This window comes from Limnomicrobium aquaticum, assembly GCF_040545545.1.
GTDB classification, from domain to species: Bacteria; Pseudomonadota; Alphaproteobacteria; order Rhizobiales; family Rhizobiaceae; genus Ensifer_A; species Ensifer_A aquaticum.
Map to the genome: position 1 here is coordinate 13,572 of NZ_JBEPMB010000012.1, position 19,774 is coordinate 33,345.

The 19,774-nt window shown below is 60.0% G+C and carries 21 protein-coding genes; 15 read left to right on the forward strand and 6 right to left on the reverse strand.

Features of this window, described 5'->3' with window-relative positions; translation table 11 throughout:
* Positions 1-15: 15 nt before the first annotated feature.
* From ABID16_RS22040 to hslV, 3 genes are all read right to left on the reverse strand, one after another.
* Positions 16-963 carry a DUF1402 family protein gene (locus ABID16_RS22040; RefSeq protein ID WP_354558582.1) on the reverse strand — a complete coding sequence of 316 codons (948 nt, stop codon included), beginning with the start codon at positions 961-963 and terminating at the stop codon, positions 16-18.
* A 217-nt stretch (positions 964-1,180) separates the two neighbouring features.
* Positions 1,181-2,488: an ATP-dependent protease ATPase subunit HslU gene (gene hslU, locus ABID16_RS22045; protein ID WP_354558533.1), complete on the reverse strand. Its 1,308-nt coding sequence runs from the start codon at positions 2,486-2,488 to the stop codon at positions 1,181-1,183.
* A gap of 27 nt (positions 2,489-2,515) precedes the next feature.
* On the reverse strand, positions 2,516-3,046 hold the full coding sequence (gene hslV, locus ABID16_RS22050; protein WP_354558534.1) for an ATP-dependent protease subunit HslV: 531 nt from the start codon (positions 3,044-3,046) through the stop codon (positions 2,516-2,518).
* A 215-nt stretch (positions 3,047-3,261) separates the two neighbouring features.
* Here hslV and hisB point away from each other — a divergent pair, with 215 nt between their 5' ends.
* The 8 genes from hisB (at position 3,262) to coaA (ending at position 8,328) form a co-directional block, all read left to right on the forward strand.
* Positions 3,262-3,870, forward strand: a complete 609-nt coding sequence (gene hisB, locus ABID16_RS22055) for an imidazoleglycerol-phosphate dehydratase HisB (RefSeq protein WP_354558535.1) — start codon at positions 3,262-3,264, stop codon at positions 3,868-3,870.
* Between the two features lie 38 nt (positions 3,871-3,908).
* Entirely contained in the window at positions 3,909-4,379 is a 471-nt protein-coding gene (locus tag ABID16_RS22060; protein ID WP_354558536.1) for a DUF2628 domain-containing protein, read from the forward strand.
* On the forward strand, positions 4,379-5,029 hold the full coding sequence (gene hisH / locus ABID16_RS22065; protein ID WP_354558537.1) for an imidazole glycerol phosphate synthase subunit HisH: 651 nt from the start codon (positions 4,379-4,381) through the stop codon (positions 5,027-5,029). The genes ABID16_RS22060 and hisH overlap by 1 nt, the downstream gene beginning before the upstream one ends.
* Before the next feature lie 22 nt (positions 5,030-5,051).
* The gene (hisA, locus tag ABID16_RS22070) at positions 5,052-5,789 is read left to right on the forward strand and encodes a 1-(5-phosphoribosyl)-5-[(5-phosphoribosylamino)methylideneamino]imidazole-4-carboxamide isomerase (RefSeq protein ID WP_354558538.1); all 738 of its coding nucleotides are present in this window, start codon (positions 5,052-5,054) and stop codon (positions 5,787-5,789) included.
* A 5-nt stretch (positions 5,790-5,794) separates the two neighbouring features.
* Complete coding sequence (locus ABID16_RS22075) at positions 5,795-6,124, forward strand: hypothetical protein (RefSeq protein ID WP_354558539.1); 330 nt, start codon at positions 5,795-5,797, stop codon at positions 6,122-6,124.
* A 97-nt stretch (positions 6,125-6,221) separates the two neighbouring features.
* Positions 6,222-7,016 (forward strand): imidazole glycerol phosphate synthase subunit HisF, encoded by a 795-nt coding sequence (hisF, locus tag ABID16_RS22080; protein WP_354558540.1) that lies wholly within the window; start codon positions 6,222-6,224, stop codon positions 7,014-7,016.
* On the forward strand, positions 7,013-7,336 hold the full coding sequence (locus ABID16_RS22085) for a phosphoribosyl-ATP diphosphatase (RefSeq protein ID WP_354558541.1): 324 nt from the start codon (positions 7,013-7,015) through the stop codon (positions 7,334-7,336). The genes hisF and ABID16_RS22085 overlap by 4 nt, the downstream gene beginning before the upstream one ends.
* On the forward strand, positions 7,333-8,328 hold the full coding sequence (gene coaA, locus ABID16_RS22090) for a type I pantothenate kinase (RefSeq protein ID WP_354558542.1): 996 nt from the start codon (positions 7,333-7,335) through the stop codon (positions 8,326-8,328). Before ABID16_RS22085 ends, coaA begins: the two co-directional genes overlap by 4 nt.
* 9 nt (positions 8,329-8,337) lie before the next feature.
* Here the strand turns inward: coaA and ABID16_RS22095 are convergent, their stop codons facing one another.
* The 3 genes from ABID16_RS22095 to ABID16_RS22105 all read right to left on the reverse strand — a co-directional run bounded on the left by ABID16_RS22095 (position 8,338) and on the right by ABID16_RS22105 (position 11,166).
* Complete coding sequence (locus tag ABID16_RS22095) at positions 8,338-8,949, reverse strand: alpha-ketoglutarate-dependent dioxygenase AlkB family protein (protein WP_354558543.1); 612 nt, start codon at positions 8,947-8,949, stop codon at positions 8,338-8,340.
* A gap of 30 nt (positions 8,950-8,979) precedes the next feature.
* Positions 8,980-9,414, reverse strand: a complete 435-nt coding sequence (gene arfB / locus ABID16_RS22100) for an alternative ribosome rescue aminoacyl-tRNA hydrolase ArfB (RefSeq protein ID WP_354558544.1) — start codon at positions 9,412-9,414, stop codon at positions 8,980-8,982.
* Positions 9,415-9,555: 141 nt separating this feature from the next.
* Positions 9,556-11,166 (reverse strand): phosphoenolpyruvate carboxykinase, encoded by a 1,611-nt coding sequence (locus ABID16_RS22105; RefSeq protein ID WP_354558545.1) that lies wholly within the window; start codon positions 11,164-11,166, stop codon positions 9,556-9,558.
* Positions 11,167-11,492: 326 nt separating this feature from the next.
* On the opposite strand from ABID16_RS22105, the gene ABID16_RS22110 reads away from it, so the two are divergent.
* The 7 genes from ABID16_RS22110 to ABID16_RS22140 all read left to right on the forward strand — a co-directional run bounded on the left by ABID16_RS22110 (position 11,493) and on the right by ABID16_RS22140 (position 19,773).
* Entirely contained in the window at positions 11,493-12,224 is a 732-nt protein-coding gene (locus ABID16_RS22110) for a response regulator transcription factor (RefSeq protein ID WP_230829920.1), read from the forward strand.
* A gap of 119 nt (positions 12,225-12,343) precedes the next feature.
* Complete coding sequence (locus tag ABID16_RS22115) at positions 12,344-14,107, forward strand: sensor histidine kinase (protein WP_435532466.1); 1,764 nt, start codon at positions 12,344-12,346, stop codon at positions 14,105-14,107.
* A gap of 188 nt (positions 14,108-14,295) precedes the next feature.
* Entirely contained in the window at positions 14,296-14,553 is a 258-nt protein-coding gene (locus ABID16_RS22120; protein WP_354558546.1) for a hypothetical protein, read from the forward strand.
* A gap of 148 nt (positions 14,554-14,701) precedes the next feature.
* On the forward strand, positions 14,702-15,103 hold the full coding sequence (locus tag ABID16_RS22125) for a PTS sugar transporter subunit IIA (RefSeq protein ID WP_354558547.1): 402 nt from the start codon (positions 14,702-14,704) through the stop codon (positions 15,101-15,103).
* Between the two features lie 28 nt (positions 15,104-15,131).
* Positions 15,132-15,404 (forward strand): HPr family phosphocarrier protein, encoded by a 273-nt coding sequence (locus ABID16_RS22130; protein WP_354558548.1) that lies wholly within the window; start codon positions 15,132-15,134, stop codon positions 15,402-15,404.
* A gap of 226 nt (positions 15,405-15,630) precedes the next feature.
* Positions 15,631-17,031 (forward strand): adenosylhomocysteinase, encoded by a 1,401-nt coding sequence (gene ahcY / locus ABID16_RS22135; protein ID WP_354558549.1) that lies wholly within the window; start codon positions 15,631-15,633, stop codon positions 17,029-17,031.
* 255 nt (positions 17,032-17,286) lie between these two features.
* Positions 17,287-19,773 carry a sensor histidine kinase gene (locus ABID16_RS22140; RefSeq protein WP_435532463.1) on the forward strand — a complete coding sequence of 829 codons (2,487 nt, stop codon included), beginning with the start codon at positions 17,287-17,289 and terminating at the stop codon, positions 19,771-19,773.
* Position 19,774 lies beyond the last annotated feature (1 nt).

Sequence of the window (19,774 nt, forward strand, 5' to 3'; positions counted from 1 at the left end):
CGAGCGAAAAGCTGATCAGAGCAGCGACTTCAGGTCGGCCAGCTTTTCATTGATCAACCAGCCGTAATAGTTTTCCTCGGGCCATTCGGGAGACGAACGGCCGCGGTTCTTGGCTGCGAGCGCTGCCGCGCGGGAGGCCGAATTGCCCAGATTGTAGAGCGTCGCGGTAATGCCCGGATTGCCGGAAATGTCCATGTCAGCGATCGAGCGGTAATCGTCGATCGACTTGCGGACGGCGGCGGCGATGTAGGCCAGCGACTGATCGGGGTCCATGATCGCCTTGTAGACGTCGGAGGCCCTGTTTTCGTCCAGACGCTCGTAGCCGGACTTCTGATGTACGAGGTCCGTCAGCTTGAGCGCCGTCAGCGGGTTGATCTGGCCCAGGCCGAAGGTCTGGCCGGCATAGAAGGGCTGGAAGAAGACGGCGCTGAAGCGGTTGTTCGGATAGGTCTTGCCGCCCACGGTCTTTCCCCGGAACTCGCTGTCCCAGACGCGTTCGCGGCAGGTCCAGAGCGCATAGCTTTCCGTCTTGCTCGTGCATTCGGAAAACTCGGGCTTTGAGACGAACTCATCGACCGACTGACCGTCATAGGCAAAGCGGAAGCTGTTGCCGGCATAGGAAGCGGCCTTGATGTAATAGTTCTGGAGCCGGTCGTAGGCGTCCACATTATAGGTGTGTTCGCCGACGATGGCGCCGACGATGTGGATCGGATCGATGCCATAGCGGGAGGCAGTGGCTTGAATCTTGGAGATCAGCGCGCGATCGGTCTTCAGGAGATCGCGAACCTTGTCATACTTGTCGTCAAAGGTCGTGCGGCCTTCCTTGGTGCGCTTGTAGGAGGCACCGGGGATCGGCGGCTGCTCGGCATTGCGATTGCCCGGCGGCACCTTGAAATCAGCCGACCATGCGGCAGCTGACGACAAAACAAACGCCGCTGCCAGAAGAAACGCCCCGATCCGTATGCCGATTTTCACGATCCCAATACCCGTTCACGATTTCATCTTCGCCCGAAGGGGGCAAGTGCCTGCAAAATTTGGCGGAAAAATGCCCTTAAACTGCCGCAAGAGCAACAGCGCTTCGGGCAGCTGGACGAAGTATTTCGGGCGGTGCGAAAAAGCTCTTTTAAAACAATCGAACCCGGCGAAAATTTTCCACCGGGCCCGTTTTTCGACTACGCGATCAAAGAATGTAGCGCGACAAATCCGTGTTCGCCGCCAGATCGCCGACATGCTTGGCCACATAGTCGGAATCGATCAGTAGCTTTTCGCCGGACTTGTCGGGCGCGACATAGGAAATCTCGTCCAGAACGCGTTCCATGACCGTCTGCAGACGGCGTGCGCCGATGTTTTCGACCGTCGCATTCAGATGCACGGCGACATCGGCCAGCGCGTCGATGGCATCCTCGGTGAAATCGAGATCGATCTCCTCCGTCGCCATCAGCGCCTTGTACTGGCGGATGAGGCTGGCCTCGGTTTCCGTCAGGATGCGGCGGAAATCCTCCTTCGTCAGCGCCTTCAGTTCGACGCGGATCGGCAAACGGCCCTGAAGCTCCGGCAACAGATCCGAGGGCTTGGAGACGTGGAACGCACCCGAGGCGATGAACAGGATATGATCCGTCTTCACCGGCCCGTACTTCGTCGCAACCGTCGTGCCTTCGACCAGCGGCAGCAGGTCGCGCTGCACACCTTCGCGCGAAACCCCTGCGCCGAAGCGACCTTCACCGGCAGCAATCTTGTCGATTTCGTCGAGGAAGACGATGCCGTCGTTTTCAGCCGAGCGGATCGCCTCACGGGTGATCTGCTCGTTGTCGATCAGCTTGTCGGACTCATCGTTGATGAGATCGGCATAGGAGTTCTTTACCGTCGTGCGGATCTTCTTCGTGCGGCCGCCCATGGCCTTGCCGAGCAGATCGGAAATGTTCAGCACGCCGATATTGGCGCCCGGCATGCCGGGGATTTCGAACCCGCCGCCCTGATTGCCAGTGTCGGCAACTTCGACCTCGATTTCCTTGTCGTCCAGCTGACCGTCTCGCAGTTTCTTACGGAAGCTGTCACGCGTGGCGGGCGACGAAGTGGAACCGACCAGCGCATCGAGAACCCGTTCCTCAGCGTTCAGATGTGCCTTGGCCTTCACTTCGGCGCGCTTCTTTTCCTTCACCAGAACAATGCCGGCCTCGACCAGATCGCGCACGATCTGCTCGACGTCGCGGCCGACATAGCCAACTTCGGTGAATTTGGTGGCTTCGACCTTGATGAAGGGCGCACCGGCAAGGCGGGCGAGACGGCGGGAGATTTCCGTCTTGCCGACGCCGGTCGGGCCGATCATCAGGATGTTCTTGGGCATGACTTCATCGCGCAGGTCGTCGGGCAATTGCTGCCGGCGCCAGCGGTTGCGCAGCGCGATCGCCACCGCGCGCTTGGCCTCATGCTGGCCGATGATATAGCGATCGAGCTCGGAGACGATCTCGCGGGGAGAAAAATTGGTCATTGGGACAGGTCCAATTCGAACTGAGGCTTAGTTGGCCGCGTCGAGCGTTTCGACGATGACATTGCCATTGGTATAGACGCATATGTCGGCGGCGATCGTCATCGCGCGTCGGGCGACGTCTTCGGCCGACAGGTCCGTATCCATCAGCGCGCGGGCAGCCGCGAAGGCGTAATTGCCACCGGAGCCGATCGCTATCGCGCCATGTTCGGGCTCCAGCACGTCGCCATTGCCGGTAACGGCCAGCGTAATGTCCTTGTCGGCGACCAGCATCATCGCTTCGAGATTGCGCAGATACTTGTCGGTCCGCCAGTCCTTGGCGAGTTCGACAGCCGCGCGCATCAGCTGGCCGGGATATTGCTCGAGCTTCTTTTCAAGCCGGTCGAGCAGCGTGAAGGCATCCGCCGTCGCACCGGCGAAACCGGCGATCACGTCGCCGCCCTTGCCGATGCGGCGCACCTTGCGGGCATTGCCCTTCATCACCGTCTGGCCGAGGCTTACCTGCCCGTCGCCAGCCATGACGACCCTGCCGCCTTTGCGGACTGTAATAATCGTTGTCATAAAACACCCGTTGCACCGGATACCCCGGCCCTTTAAGACGCCCCTTAAGGCACGTTTCGAGACCTATGTAAGCGGTGGGACGACGATTGCAATCCGTTGAAACGCCGCGCATGCGCGCCTATCTCTTGCGCGCGCGGGACATGGGCCGTTCGTGCTGGATTCTTGAGGCCCCACCTGATATTCAGCGGGCCAAGCCTATACGACTGGAGTATGCGATGGCCGATAGCACCGAGAGCCGCAGCGCGAGCATTTCCCGCAAGACGAACGAGACGTCGATTTCCGTTTCCGTCAAAATCGACGGCACGGGTGCATCGCGCATTTCGACGGGTGTCGGCTTCTTCGACCATATGCTGGAACAGCTTTCGCGTCATTCGCTGATCGACATGGACATCGAGGCGAAGGGCGATCTGCATATCGACGATCATCATACGGTCGAGGATACGGGTATTGCCATCGGTCAGGCCCTTTCCAAGGCGCTGGGCGACCGTCGCGGGATCACGCGCTACGCGTCGCTCGACCTTGCGATGGACGAGACGATGACCAAGGCAGCGGTCGATATCTCCGGCCGGCCGTTCCTTGTCTGGAACGTCAATTTCTCGTCGCCGAAAATCGGCACGTTCGACACCGAACTGGTGCGCGAGTTTTTCCAGGCGCTGTCGCAGCATGGCGGCATCACGCTACATGTGATGAACCACTACGGCGCCAACAACCATCACATCGCCGAAACCTGCTTCAAGGCGGTTGCCAGGGTTTTGCGCACCGCCTGCGAGATCGATCCGCGCCAGCAAAGCCGGGTTCCTTCCACCAAGGGCATGCTGGTCTGACAGGACCTCAGCAGCCCGCTCCATCGGGATTGACGGAGATGGCAGCCTATATCGTTCTTTCGCCCAATGGCCGGCGCCACGATCCGGATTGCCGCTTCGTGCACGACGGGTTTTCGTGGCTTGCCGCACTCTTTCCGGTGATCCATGCGTTCTTCCATGGGCTGATCGTGGATGCGCTCGTTCTCCTGGTCGTGCGTGCCTTCGGCTTTGCGTTTCTGGTGGCGAACGAAACCTTCGGGGTCGGCTTCATCCTGCTGGTCGCCTCCAGCCTGATCTATGGCTTCGAAGCCAAGGGACGGCTGGCAGACCATCTTGCACGGCGCGGCTGGAAAACCGAGCGCGTGATTACCGCTGGAAGCCTTGCGGATGCCGAGACAATCCACTACGGCGAAGACGATACGGACGACGCCGAAGATCCAATGTTCAAGTTCGGACCTGACGCAATCGGAACGCCTCCTCGCGGGCCGAAACTCCAGTTCGGTATGATTGATTTTCAGAAGGGACGCTGATGCTGACCGCCATTGTCGATTACGGTTCGGGAAACCTGCGCTCTGCCACCAAGGCGTTCGAGCGGGCGGCGCGCGAGGCCGGCCATGATCATCGGATCGTGCTGACGGCCGATCCGCATGTGGTTGCTTCCGCCAGTCATATCGTTTTGCCGGGTGTCGGAGCCTATGCCGATTGTCGCGCCGGGCTGAATGCCGTCGACGGCATGGTGGAGGCGCTGCGGGAGGCGGTCGAGGTGAAGGGCAATCCCTTCCTCGGCATCTGCGTCGGCATGCAGCTCATGTCCTCGCGCGGTCTTGAAAAGACTGTCACGGAAGGTCTCGACTGGATCAAGGGCGATGTCGTGCTGATCGAGCCGGAAGACAAGACACTTAAAGTGCCGCAGATCGGTTGGAACACGCTGACACTCAACCGTCCTCACCCGCTATTCGACGGCATCCCGACCGGACCGGATGGCCTGCACGCCTATTTCGTCCACTCCTATCACCTGAAGGCCGAGCGACCCGAGGATGTCGTGGCGGTGACGGATTATGGCGCGCCGGTCACGGCCTTCGTCGCCCATGACAACAAGGCCGGCGCGCAATTCCATCCGGAGAAGAGCCAGAAGCTCGGCCTCGCCCTCATTTCCAACTTCCTGAAATGGAAGCCCTGAAACATTCCTTCGAGAGACGACCATGATCCTTTTTCCGGCAATCGACCTCAAGGACGGCCAATGCGTTCGCCTCAAACTCGGCGACATGGACCAGGCGACGATTTACAATCCCGACCCGGCGGCACAGGCACTCGCCTTCGAGAATCAGGGATTTGAATGGTTGCATGTGGTGGACCTGAATGGGGCATTCGCCGGTGAGTCGGTCAATGGCGCTGCGGTTGAAGCGATCCTGAAGGCAACGAAGAACCCGGTCCAGCTCGGCGGCGGCATCCGCACGCTGGAGCATATCGAGGCCTGGCTTTCCAAGGGGCTGACGCGCGTCATCCTCGGGACCGTTGCGGTGCGTAATCCTGAGCTGGTCAAGGAAGCCTGCCGCAATTTCCCCGGCCATATCGCGGTCGGCATCGACGCCAAGGGCGGCCGGGTCGCCGTCGAAGGCTGGGCGGAGGCGTCGGAACTCGGCGTCATCGAGCTGGCGAAGAAGTTCGAAGGGGCCGGCGTTTCGGCCATCGTCTACACCGACATCGACCGCGACGGCATTCTGACCGGCATCAACTGGGATTCGACGATCGAACTTGCCGATGCGGTGAGCATTCCGGTGATCGCCTCGGGAGGTCTCGCCTCCATTGCCGATATCGTGCGGATGACCATGCCGGATGCGAAGAAGCTGGAAGGCGCAATTTCGGGACGCGCGCTGTATGACGGCCGCGTCGATCCGGCCGAGGCGCTGGCGATCCTGCGCGAGGCATCCGCCGGATGATGACTGTGGGGCTGCCGACCGGACAGAAGAGCGGAAGAGGCCTTGTCCTGGCTTTCGCCCTGTCTGCCGCGGTGATTGTCCTTCTCTCCCTCGCGCCGCTGATTTCAGCCTTCGTGGCCAGTGCGATCGCCGATGCAAACGGCTGCGCACTGGATGAAGGCGGGGTCCATCCCTGTGTGATCGGCGGGACGGATTATGGTGAAACCCTGTCGGTCATGTTCGTGCTTGGATGGTTAGGGCTCGTTACTTTGCCGCTCGGCGCCTTGGCCGCGCTCGTTTGGTGCCTCGTTCTGGTCATCGTCCTCGTCGTGAAATACAGAAGGAAGAATTCGTGACCTTCAAACGATTTGCGGCGGCGCAACGCCTTGACAAGACGCGGCTATCGCCCTTTCTACCTGAAACCAGACATCTACTATCGCGGGAGCGGTATTCATGACCTTGAAAGCACGCGTAATTCCCTGCCTCGACGTCAAGGACGGACGCGTCGTCAAGGGCGTAAGCTTTGTGAACCTGATCGATGCCGGCGACCCGGTCGATGCCGCCAAGGCCTATGATGCGGCCGGCGCCGACGAGCTTTGCTTCCTCGACATCACCGCCTCTTCCGACAATCGCGACACCATCTTCGACGTGGTGGCCCGCACGGCCGATCATTGCTTCATGCCGGTGACGGTCGGCGGTGGCGTACGGAGCGTCGGCGACATTCGTAAGCTTTTGCTTGCGGGAGCTGACAAGGTGTCGATCAATTCGGCCGCCGTGCAGAACCCGGATTTCGTCTCGGAAGCTGCCGACAAGTTCGGCGATCAGTGCATTGTCGTTTCCATCGATTCGAAGAAGGTATCGAAGCCCGGCGAAACCGACCGCTGGGAAATCTTCACCCATGGCGGCCGCAATGCCACCGGCATCGACGCGGTGGAGTTTGCAATCAAGATGGTCGAACGCGGAGCCGGCGAGCTGCTGCTGACCTCGATGGACCGCGACGGACAGAAGTCGGGCTATGATATCGGCCTGACGCGCACCATTGCGGATGCCGTGCATGTGCCGGTGATTGCTTCGGGTGGTGTCGGCAATCTCGACCACATGGTCGAGGGCATCCGCGACGGCCATGCGACGGCGGTTCTTGCCGCCTCTATCTTCCATTTCGGCACCTATTCGGTCGGCGAGGCCAAGCGTTACATGGCAGACCACGGCATCCCCATGCGGCTCGATCCGGCAGGAGAGGCGGCATGAGCGGCTTTTCCCTTTCCGATCTCGAAGCGATTGTCGCCACGCGCGCCAAGGCGTCGCCGGAGGAATCCTGGACCGCCAAGCTCTATGCCGGGGGCCAGCCGAAGGCAGCCAAGAAACTCGGCGAAGAAGCCATCGAAGCCGTGATGGCCGCCGTGACCAACGACCGCGAAAACCTCACCTATGAGGCGGCGGACCTGATCTATCATCTGCTTGTGGTTCTCGGCATAGCCGGCATCCCAATCAGCGACGTGATTGCCGAGCTTGAGCGCCGCACGGCCCAGTCTGGTCTCGAGGAAAAGGCGAGCCGGAAGTCCTCATGAACAGTGTTGTCGGTGACATCGAAGCGGTAGCAGCCTTGGATCATTTCCAGCCCAACGACTATTCCCCCTACCGTTTCTTCACCGCCGAAGAGTGGTCGCAGTTCCGGGCCGATACGCCGCTGACCCTGACTGCGGAAGAAGTTCGCCAGCTTCGATCGCTCAACGACCCGATCGATATTTCCGAAGTCCGGCGCATCTATCTGTCGCTCTCGCGACTTCTGTCCACACACGTGGAATCCTCGCAATTGCTTTTCCGGCAGCGCCAGCAATTCCTGTCCATGGACAATGACATCAAGACCCCGTTCGTTATCGGCATTGCCGGTTCGGTCGCCGTGGGCAAATCGACGACGGCGCGTATCCTGAAGCAGCTGCTCGCCCGGTGGCCGTCGAGCCCGAAGGTCGACCTCGTGACAACGGACGGCTTTCTCTATCCCAACGCGGTTCTCAACGCGCAGAAGATCATGGATCGCAAGGGTTTCCCCGAAAGCTACGATATCGGCGCGCTGCTACGCTTTCTCTCCGCCATCAAGGCGGGACAGCCGAATGTGAAGGCCCCGAAATATTCACACCTGACCTATGACGTGCTCGACAACGAATTTGATATCGTCGACCGGCCGGACATCCTGATCTTCGAGGGCATCAATGTTCTGCAGGCGCGCAACTTGCCCGCCGACGGCAAGATCGTGCCGATGGTATCGGATTTCTTCGACTTCTCGATCTATATCGACGCTGAAGAGAGCCAGATCCACACCTGGTATATCGACCGCTTCATGCGGCTCCGGGAAACGGCGTTCAAGAAGCCGGAGTCCTATTTCCATCGCTACTCGGAAATCAGCGAAGCGGATGCGCTGAAGATTGCGGAAGGTCTCTGGTCGAACACGAACCTGAAAAACCTGCGCGAAAACATCCTGCCGACCCGACCGCGCGCCGATCTGATCCTGCGCAAGGGCAAGAACCACCTCATCGAGGAAGTGGCGCTGCGCAAGCTTTGAGCACAGCTCTCACGGATTGACCCGGCGGAGCGTCAGGTTCACGCGCCCCTCACCTTTGAGCAAAGTGGATGTTCCCGGATAGATCCGCGTGACGCCGTGAAACGCGAGCCGGCTTTTCCCGGCCAACAAGACGACATCGCCACTTGAAAGCTTGAGCGAGGCCGCAGGACCCGTTCTCTCCTCACCGCCTATTCGAAAGAGGCAGGTGTCACCAAGCGAGATCGACAGAACAGGAGCAGCAAACTCCTTTTCGTCTCTGTCCTGATGCAGGCCCATCCTGGCGTCTGCGCCATAGAAGTTAACGAGACAGGCTTCCGGATCTTTTGGATAGTTCGCAAGCCTGTGCCACATGTCTAGAAGCACCGGCGGGATGGCGGGCCAGGGCTTGGCCGTGACCGGATGCATCGGCTGATAGCGATAGCCCCGCTCCTTGTCCGTCACCCAACCGAGCGTGCCGAAATTGGTCATCCGTACCGACATGGGCTTGCCAGTCTTCGGCATGATGGGCGTGAAAAGCGGGGCTTCGGCAACACCGGCCCGAACGGTCTCCAGCAGGGAGACTTGCGCCTCGCGATCAAGATAGCCGGGCAGGTAGACGAAGTCTTCCGGAAGTTCTTTCATCACGCCAACTCCTTGAAGCCGTTTACGTCGTCAATCGCCGCCCGGTTTGCCGCGCATCTTCTTGATTTCTGAGCGGCCGGACTTGGCCTTCAGGCGGCGTTCGATGGAGCCCTTCGTCGGCTTTGTCTTCCGACGCGGCGGCGGCGGCGGTTGCATGGCCTCGACGATCAGCTCTTTGAGGCGTTCGCGGGCATCCTCACGATTGCGGTCCTGGCTGCGGAAGCGGCTCGCCTCGATCAGCAGCACGCCCTCTTTCGACAGGCGGCGTCCGGCGATCTTGGCAGCGCGTTCCTTGACGGCCTCCGACAACGAGGGCGACGCCATCAGCGGAAAGAAAAGCTGCACGGCGCTCGCGACCTTGTTGACATTCTGCCCGCCGGGTCCGCCGGCCAGGATGAACTGCTCGGTCAATTCCCAGCCATTGATGGTCACGCGGCTTGAAATAATGAGGTCTTCGCTGGCCATGCCTTGTTGTTCCTGCGGGTGTTGCGGGCGACGACCTCTATTTCACATGGCGGGCTGCCGTCAAACAATCCGAAAAACGGAGAACCCGGCATGCGGTTCCGCATACCGGGTTTCCGTTAAATCCGTCTGTGGTCCTCTGGCTTATTCAGCCGCCAGACGGGTGCCGGGAGCGGCGTCACGAACGCTGCCATCGACATGATTTTCGAACTTGGCGAAGTTGGCGACGAACATGTCGACCAGCTTGCGAGCCTGGGCGTCATAGGCAGCGCCATCGGCCCAGGTTGAACGCGGGTCGAGGATATTCGTGTCGACGCCTTCAACGGCTACCGGAACGCGGAAACCGAAATTCGGATCGACGCGGAACTCGACATTGTTCAGCGAGCCATCGAGAGCCGCCGTCAGGAGCGCGCGGGTCGCCTTGATCGGCATGCGCTTGCCGGTGCCGTATGCGCCGCCGGTCCAACCGGTGGAGACAAGCCAGCAATTGACGCCATGCTTGGCGATCAGGTCCTTCAGCAGATTGCCGTATGCAGAAGGATGACGCGGCATGAACGGTGCGCCGAAGCAGGTCGAGAAGGTGGCTTCCGGCTCGGTCACGCCCTTTTCCGTGCCGGCAACCTTGGCGGTATAGCCGGAGAGGAAGTGGTACATGGCCTGTTCGGGCGTCAGCTTGGCAATCGGCGGCAGCACGCCGAACGCATCCGCCGTCAGCATGATAATGTTCTTCGGCTGACCCGCACGACCCGTATCGGAAGCGTTCGGGATGAAGTGCAGCGGATAGGCGCTGCGGGTGTTTTCCGTAGCCGATGCATCGTCGAAGTTCGGAACGCGCGCGTCATCGAGAGCGACGTTTTCCAGAACCGTGCCGAAGCGGCGCGAGGCGGCATAGATTTCCGGCTCGGCTTCCGCCGACAGGCGAATGGTCTTGGCGTAGCAGCCACCTTCGAAGTTGAAGACGCCGTCTTCGCCCCAGCCATGCTCGTCGTCGCCGATGAGCGTGCGGCTCGGATCGGCCGAGAGCGTGGTCTTGCCGGTGCCGGAGAGGCCGAAGAACACGGCCGTGTCGCCAGCGGGACCAACGTTTGCCGAGCAGTGCATCGGCATGACGCTCTTTGCCGGCAGCAGGTAGTTCAGCGCCGTGAAGACCGACTTCTTGATTTCGCCAGCATAGGACGTCCCGCCAATGAGAACCACGCCGTTTTCGAGATCGCAGGCAATGACGGTCTCGGTGCGGCAGCCGTGACGCTCCGGATTGGCGCGGAAGGACGGCAGGTTGATGATCGTCAGCTTCGGCAGGAAACCTTCGAGCGTCGACTGGTCCGGACGGATCAGAAGGTTGCGAATGAAGAGCGAGTGCCAGGCATATTCCGTGACGACGCGGGTCGGCAGCGCATTGGCGGCATCGGCGCCACCAATGAGATCCTGAACGTAGAGCGACTTGCCCTCAGCGAACTGCAGCATGTCGTTGTAAAGGACTTCAAAATGCACCGGCGACAGGGGCTTGTTGTTGTCCCACCAGATCTGGCCGTCGGTCTTGGCATCGCGGACGACAAACTTGTCCTTGGCGGAGCGGCCCGTGTGCTGGCCGGTCATGGCGCGCAGTGCACCATCGGCCGTCAGGGTGGCTTCGCCATTGCGGATGGCTTCTTCGTAAAGGGAGGCTTCCAGAAAGTTATAGCGAACCGTCGCCAGATTCCTGAAGCCGATCTTTGCCAGGCTGTTGGCCTGGTTGCGAATGCCGAGCTCCTCCATCGTGCAAAATCCTTTTCTAACTCATTGCACCGTCGATGAGCGGGAACATAGGCAGAGTTTTTTAAAAAGACAATCAGCAAAAAGTGCAATTTTACAATGATATCAATATATTAATCGATTTAATTTTTATTCCGATTTTTTAAATCGTTTGAATATCCAGCGCCGAACCGTATTTTGACTGGCCGGTAAAATTTGCCGGCAGCGACCCGCTATTTGCGCTTGCCACAATTTGTTCCACCTTTATCCTCATGAAGCGAGCCGACTCAAAGGCTGTAGCTCAATGTTAAGCCTCTCGCGCCGCGCGATTCCGAAGGAGATGAATGCTTATGCTGACGATTGCACTCGTGGACGATGACCGGAACATCCTGACGTCTGTTTCGATCGCCCTCGAAGCCGAAGGTTACAAGGTCGAGACCTATACCGACGGCGCATCCGCGCTGGAGGGACTTCTCGCCCGACCGCCGCAGCTTGCGATCTTCGACATCAAGATGCCGCGCATGGACGGCATGGAGCTGCTGCGCCGCCTGCGCCAGAAATCGGACCTGCCCGTCATCTTCCTCACCTCGAAGGATGAAGAGATCGACGAACTTTTCGGCCTCAAGATGGGCGCCGACGATTTTATCACCAAGCCCTTCTCGCAGCGCCTTCTCGTCGAACGCGTCAAGGCCGTGCTTCGCCGCGCCGCCAGCCGTGAGGCCGCTGCGATCGCTGGCGCCAACCCAAAGCCGGGCGCAGCTGCAACTGCGCCGTCGCGCTCGCTGGAACGCGGGCAGCTCATCATGGACCAGGAGCGCCACACCTGCACCTGGAAGGGCGAGCCGGTGACGCTGACGGTCACCGAATTCCTCATCCTTCATTCGCTGGCGCAGCGTCCGGGCGTGGTGAAAAGCCGCGATTCGCTTATGGACGCGGCCTATGACGAACAGGTATATGTCGATGACCGGACGATCGACAGCCACATCAAGCGGCTGCGCAAGAAGTTCAAGATGGTCGACACGGAATTCGACATGATCGAGACGCTCTATGGCGTCGGATACAGGTTCCGCGAAGCCGCCTGAACCACCGATCTGAGACAAACAGGATATGAAACGCGGGGCCAGCAGAAAGCGCGCGCTCCGCGTGTCGCACCAGGGCGACGCGGACAGCAGAATTGGCGGATAACACTCTCGATAACGGCTTGGAAGATACGGTGGATGCCGCAGACAGGCGTCGCGGCGGCCGCGTACGCTTCTGGCCGTTCCCGCGCATCCGCCGCATTCTGCGCCATGCGGTGTTTTCGAGCCTGACGCGGCGCATTCTCTTCTTCAATTTCACCGCTCTCATCGTGCTCGTGGGTGGTATTCTCTATCTCAACCAGTTTCGCGAAGGCCTGATCGACGCACGCGTCGAAAGCCTGTTGACGCAGGGCGAAATCATTTCGGGCGCCATCGCCGCCTCCGCCTCCGTCGACACCAACTCGATCACCATCGATCCGCAGAAGCTTCTGGAACTGCAGGCCGGCCAGAGCATCACGCCGGTTCCGAACGACGAGGATCTGGAATTTCCGATTGTGCCGCAGCGCGTCGCGCCCGTGCTGCGCCGCCTCATCTCGCCGACGCGAACGCGCGCGCGCATCTATGATGCCGATGCCAACCTGATCCTCGATTCGAAGCATCTCTATACCGGGGCGCAGGTGTTGCGCTTCGATCTGCCGCCGCTGCAGGGTGAGCCGGTGACCTGGACGGATCGGGTCGCCAATTTCTTCAACCGGCTGCTGCAGCAGAGCGACCTGCCCGTCTACAAGGAATCGCCCGGCGGCGATGGCTCGATCTATCCTGAAGTCATGAATGCGCTGACCGGCGTGCGCGGGGCCGTGGTGCGCATCACCGACGACGGCGAACTGATCGTGTCGGTCGCCGTTCCCGTACAGCGCTTCCGCGCCGTGCTCGGCGTTCTGCTGCTTTCGACGCAGGCCGGCGACATCGACAAGATTGTGCACGCCGAACGATTCGCCATCCTGCGCGTCTTCGGTGTGGCAACTCTGGTCAACGTTATCGTATCGCTGCTTCTCTCCTCGACCATAGCCACGCCGCTTCGACGTCTCTCGGCGGCGGCCATTCGGGTGCGTCGCGGCAAGGAGCGCGCGGAAATTCCCGATTTTTCGGACCGGCAGGACGAGATCGGCAATCTTTCGATTGCGCTGCGCGGCATGACGAATGCGCTCTATGACCGCATCGACGCCATCGAGCAATTCGCCGCAGACGTGAGCCACGAGTTGAAGAACCCGCTGACATCGCTCAGAAGCGCCGTCGAGACTCTGCCCCTTGCCAAGACCGATACGTCGAAGCAGCGTTTGATGGATATCATCCAGCATGACGTTCGCCGCCTCGATCGCCTCATCAGCGATATCTCGGACGCCTCACGTCTGGACGCTGAACTGGCGCGTGTGGACCAGCGCGAGGTCGATCTTGAAAAGCTGCTCGGCGACCTTGTCACCATTTCACGTGAAATCCGCAGCGCCAAGAAGCCCGTAACGATCGACCTGCAAATCGACCGGACTGCCAAGGGAGCGAAAGCCGGGTTCCGCGTTCCGGGCCACGACCTGCGCCTCGGCCAGATCATTACCAATCTGATCGAAAACGCGCGCTCCTTCGTTCCGCCGGAAAAAGGCACCATCCATGTCAAGCTGACGCGCAACCGTCATCAATGCATTGTCATTGTCGAGGACAACGGACCCGGCATTCAGGCGGAAGACATCGAACGCATCTTCGAGCGTTTCTATACTGACCGGCCAGACGGCGAGGATTTCGGCCAGAATTCGGGCCTTGGCCTTTCGATCAGCCGGCAGATCGCCGAGGCGCATCAGGGTACTCTTCGTGCCGAAAACCTGCCGTCCAGCGATGGTGAAAAACCCGCCGGTGCGCGTTTCATCCTCACCCTGCCCGCCTTTACCGAAGCATGAACAAAGCCTCCCGGAACCTCCATGCGACTGCCATCGTGATCGGCACGCAAGGGTTCCTGTTCGTCGGGCCATCGGGAAGCGGCAAGACGTCATGCGCGCTCGCCTGTCTGGCGCAGGCGCAGGCGCGCGGATTCTTCGCGGCCTTCGTCGGAGACGATCAGGTGTTGATATCCGTGAGGTCGGGAAAGATGATTGCAGAAGCGATTGACACGATTGCAGGGCGCGCGGAAATACGCGGTGCGGAAATCGTGGAGGTTCCGGCGATTTCGGCAGCCGTGATGGATTTCGCCGTGCAGCCGATCGATGTCAGCAAATCAGACCGCCTGCCCCCCGAAAGCGAGAAGTTTTACATCGACGGAGCAGGGGCTTTACCTTTGTTGCGTCTGCCCAATCCTTCATCCGAAATTCTGGACCAATTGCTTCGCATTGCGGCTGCAAGAGCGTGATTTCAACCGTTTCAGCCCCTTTGCGGAGCCTATTTTGCGCTTGCACTTCGAAATTTCCTCGCCATGATGGCCACCTTGCCGGTGGACGTTATTATTGCAATGCGATAAAGCGCGTGCCTCTGGACTGTGCAATGGAGCAAACTGCGACATGATCGGACTTGTGCTTGTCACCCATGGCAAGCTGGCTGAAGAATTTCGTCATGCCCTCGAACATGTGGTCGGGCCGCAAAAGCAGCTTGAAACAGTTTGCATCGGGCCCGAAGACGATATGGATCAGCGTCGGCAGGATATCCTTGATTCGGTCACCCGCGCAGATGAAGGCCACGGCGTCATAATCCTGACTGACATGTTCGGCGGCACCCCTTCCAATCTCGCCATCTCGGTCATGTCAGCTGGGCGTGTCGAAGTCATTGCAGGCGTCAATCTTCCCATGCTGATCAAACTTGCCGGAATTCGCGGCGAGAACAACATGCAGAAGGCGCTCACGGATTCCTCCGAAGCCGGACGCAAATATATCAACGTCGCGAGCAGCGTGCTTGCCAGCAAGTAACCTCTGAAATCAGGAGCAAGACCTCAAGGTGTCCGTTTCTCGCGAGCTTCTGATCATCAACAAGCGCGGCCTGCATGCCCGCGCATCTGCCAAATTCGTTCAGACCGTCGATGGTTTCGACGCAAAGATTACCGTTTCGAAGGACGGTATGTCGGTCGGGGGCACCTCCATCATGGGCCTGATGATGCTGGCAGCGAGCCCTGGCTGCACCATCATGGTGGAAGCAGACGGCGCGGAAGCCGATGCTGCCCTTGAGGCCATCGCAGCCCTGATCGCCGACAAGTTTGGCGAAGAAGCCTGAAATTCCTTTCGTTGAAGTTGGCAGGATGAAAGGCCTTCGATGGCCATTCCTAACGCTTGATTCATCCTGTGATATAAAGACATAAAGACTTCTTTATATCCTGATTGCCAAAACGACCCATCGCTGGTAGATAGCGCATATCCATTTCTCGGACGCCAATGACCGGCATTGCGTCCGTTGGGCGTTTTTGTTTTGAGCCCTGTTTCCGCCGGATCTGGAGAATTCGATGAGCAAAGCCAACGACTATATCGTGACCGACATCAACCTTGCCGATTTCGGACGCAAGGAAATCCAAATTGCCGAAACCGAAATGCCGGGCCTGATGGCTGCGCGCGAGGAATTCGGCACGACGAAGCCGCTGAAGGGTGCGCGCATCACCGGCTCGCTGCACATGACGATCCAGACCGCCGTTCTGATCGAAACGCTGGTGAAGCTGGGCGCGGAAGTGCGTTGGGCCTCGTGCAACATCTTCTCGACGCAGGACCATGCTGCAGCAGCCATCGCCGCTGCCGGCATCCCGGTCTTCGCCAAGAAGGGCGAAACGCTCTATGAATACTGGACCTACACGGACATGATCTTCCAGTGGACCGACGGCGGCGTGTCCAACATGATCCTCGACGACGGCGGCGACGCCACCATGTATATTCTGCTCGGCGCCCGCGCTGAAGCCGGCGAGAACGTGCTGTCGAACCCCGGTTCGGAAGAAGAAGAAATCCTCTTCGCACAGATCAAGAAGCGTCTCCAGGCGTCGCCGGGCTGGTTCACGAAGCAGCGCGACGCCATCAAGGGAGTGACGGAAGAAACAACCACGGGCGTCAACCGTCTCTATCAGCTTGCCAAGAAGGGCCTGCTGCCCTTCCCGGCGATCAACGTCAATGATAGCGTCACCAAGTCGAAGTTCGACAACAAGTATGGCTGCAAGGAATCGCTGGTTGACGGCATCCGCCGCGGCACCGACGTGATGATGGCCGGCAAGGTCGCCGTCGTCTGCGGTTACGGCGACGTGGGCAAGGGCTCGGCCGCTTCTCTCCAGGGCGCAGGCGCCCGCGTCAAGGTCACGGAAGTCGACCCGATCTGCGCACTTCAGGCTGCCATGGACGGTTTCGAAGTCGTTCAGCTCGAAGACGTCGTTTCCTCGGCCGACATCTTCATCACCACGACCGGCAACAAGGACGTCATCCGCATCGAGCATATGCGCGAGATGAAGGACATGGCCATCGTCGGCAATATCGGTCATTTCGACAACGAAATTCAGGTCGCAGCACTGCGTAACCTGAAGTGGACCAACGTCAAGCCGCAGGTGGATATCGTCGAGTTCCCGAAGGGCAACCGCATGATCCTTCTCTCGGAAGGCCGCCTGCTCAACCTCGGCAACGCGACGGGCCATCCGTCTTTCGTGATGTCGGCTTCGTTCACGAATCAGGTTCTCGCCCAGATCGAGCTTTTCACCCGCGGTGAGAACTACAAGAACGACGTCTACGTGTTGCCCAAGCACCTGGACGAAAAGGTTGCCCGCCTGCATCTCGCCAAGCTCAATGCGAAGCTGACGGAGCTTTCGGAAGAACAGGCCGCCTATATCGGCGTCGGCCAGACAGGCCCGTTCAAGTCGGAACACTACCGCTACTGATAATAATCAGTCGCCACCACAAGATATGGACGCCGCCGGCAGGATAACCTGCCGGCGGCTCTTTTTTGGGCATTTCGCTTTATGGCGATTCCCGAAGGAAGTAATGTCACCGGCACTGATTCGACAGTTTTGACTGCTTTGCGAGGCCGCTTCTCAAGGCGTTCCGCGCAGCCTTCGCACAAGTTCTTCGTGGCAGGCTGCGCCCGGAATGGCCGCTTCGGCCTCTCACATGACCTGCATGGAGAAAAACCGGACATGATTTCGGGACAGACATCCGGTTCGCCCAAGAAGAACAGCTCCTTGAAAAGAATTCATATCTTGATGACCGCGACGACCGCGTTGACGGCGAGCGACGTTCTTGCCGCTTCGCCCTCGGTCGGGTCGCTTTACACCACGGGCGGCATTGCCGGTGCGGCGATCCTCGCCGGCATTCTCTCCGCAGCCTTCATCTCCTCTTTCTGGAACGCCCGCCGCCGTAATACGGCCGAGGCTGAAAGCCGTGAGATCCGCAGCGCACTCTCAGAAGCCAGCCAGAAGATTTCCAGCTATCAGGCGCTGATTGCCGACAAGAACCGCCGCATCGTCATCTGGGACGGGCTTTCGGGGCAGATCGAAGTTATCGGGCAGTTGCCGCTCGAAACCGGCGCGCCGGTGCAGGACCGTGACTTCATCGCCTTTGGCCGCTGGCTGAGCCCCCGTTCGGCATCCGAGATTGAAAATGCCATCGACAAGCTACGCGGCCTAGGCGCGCCGTTTGACCTTGTTGTCGAGAGCCAGCGCGGCGAAGCCATCGAGGCGCAGGGCCGTGTGACCGGCGGACGCTCCTTTGTGCGCTTTGTGGCACTTAACAGTCTGCGCGCCGAACTCGCCGAACTGCAGATCGAGCGCGACCGGCTGGCGGCCACGATCGCCTCCTTCCAGGCGCTACTCGACACGATCGACATGCCCGTCTGGCAGCGCAACACGGAAGGCCGGCTGAACTGGGTCAACGAGGCCTATAGCGGCGCAGTCGAAGCCAAAACGCGCGACGAAGCCGTGCGCGAAGGCCGGGAACTGTTGCCGACCGTGGCGCGTGAAAAGATCCGCGCAACGCTGACACCGGACTCGCCCTTTCACGACAAAGTCTCGACTGTCGTTCGGGGCGAACGCGCCTTCTACGAAGTCTTCGATGTGAAGAGCCGCGGCGGCTCTGCCGGCATGGCGATCGACACGACGGCGCAAGAGGCACTGCGGGAAGAGCTGAAGCGCACGCTGAAGAGCCATGCGGAAATCCTCGATCATCTCGGCACGCCGGTTGCGATCTTCGACAAGGACCAGCGGCTGCAGTTCTACAATCAGGCCTTCCAGCAGCTTTGGGAACTCGATCTGGTCTTCCTTGAATCGCGTCCGGACAACGGCGCCCTGCTCGACCGCCTGCGGGCCAAGGGCCGCCTGCCGGAACAGCTCAACTGGAAATCCTGGCGCGAACATGCGCTGAACGTCTACCGCGCCGTCGAAACACAGACGGACATCTGGTATCTGCCCAATGGCCAGACGCTGCGCGTCTTCGCCAACGCCCTGCCGCAGGGCGGTGCGACGTGGGTGTTCGAGAACCTGACCGAGAAGGTCAACCTCGAAACGCTCTACAATTCGCTGGTCAAGGTGCAGGAAGAGACGATCAACCACCTCGCTGAGGGCGTGGCGGTGTTCGGCCCGGATGGAAAGATCCGGATTTCCAACCCGGCCTTCCGCAAGCTCTGGGGCCTTGGTGAGGGCGACGCCAAGCCCGGCACACACATCCGCTCGGTTGAGACCGCCTGCACGGCGGCCTATGGTCAGGCCGATGGCTGGCGGCGCTTCGGCCAGATCATCACCAGCTTCGAAGACGAGCGCTCCAATCTCAGCGGCACGCTGGAACTCAATACCGGCCTGGTGCTCGACTATGCCGTCACGCCGCTGCCGAATGCGCAGACGATGTTGACCTTCGTCGACATGACGGACAGCGTTCTGGCCGAGCGGGCGCTCACGGAAAAGAACGCCGCGCTGCAGAAGGCCGACGAAATCAAGAACGACTTTGTCCAGCACGTCTCCTATGAACTGCGCTCGCCGCTGACCAATATCATCGGCTTTACCGATCTCCTGAAGACGCCCGCGCTTGGCACGCTCAACGAGCGGCAGGCGGAATATGTCGAGCATATCTCGGCCTCCTCCTCGATCCTGCTCACCATCGTGAACGACATTCTCGACCTCGCGACCGTCGATGCGGGCATCATGCAGCTCGACTTCGCGCCGATCGCGCTCGATGGCTTCCTCGACGACGTGGCGCAGCAGATTGCCGGACGCATGCAGGAAATGAACATCACCCTGCAGATCACCGCACCGGCAGGGCTGGGCGCGATCAACGCGGACCGGCAGCGGCTGAAGCAGATTCTCCTCAAGCTCCTGACCAATGCCGCCAACTTCGCACCCGAGCACAGCACGATCCGGCTGAAATGCTGGCGTGACGGCAACGACTTCGTCTTCAAGGTTTCCGATGACGGTCCGGGTATCCCGAAGGATATTCTCGACACCGTCTTCAACCGCTTCGAATCACACGGGAAGGGCAGCGGCGCAGGGCTCGGTCTTGCCATCGTCGATTGCTTCGTCACCTTGCATGGTGGCCAGGTTACCATCGATTCTGTCGAAGGCCGCGGAACCGAAGTCACCTGCCGCATCCCGTCCAAGATCCTGCCAGACATCGGCTCGATCGCCGCCGCCGAGTGAT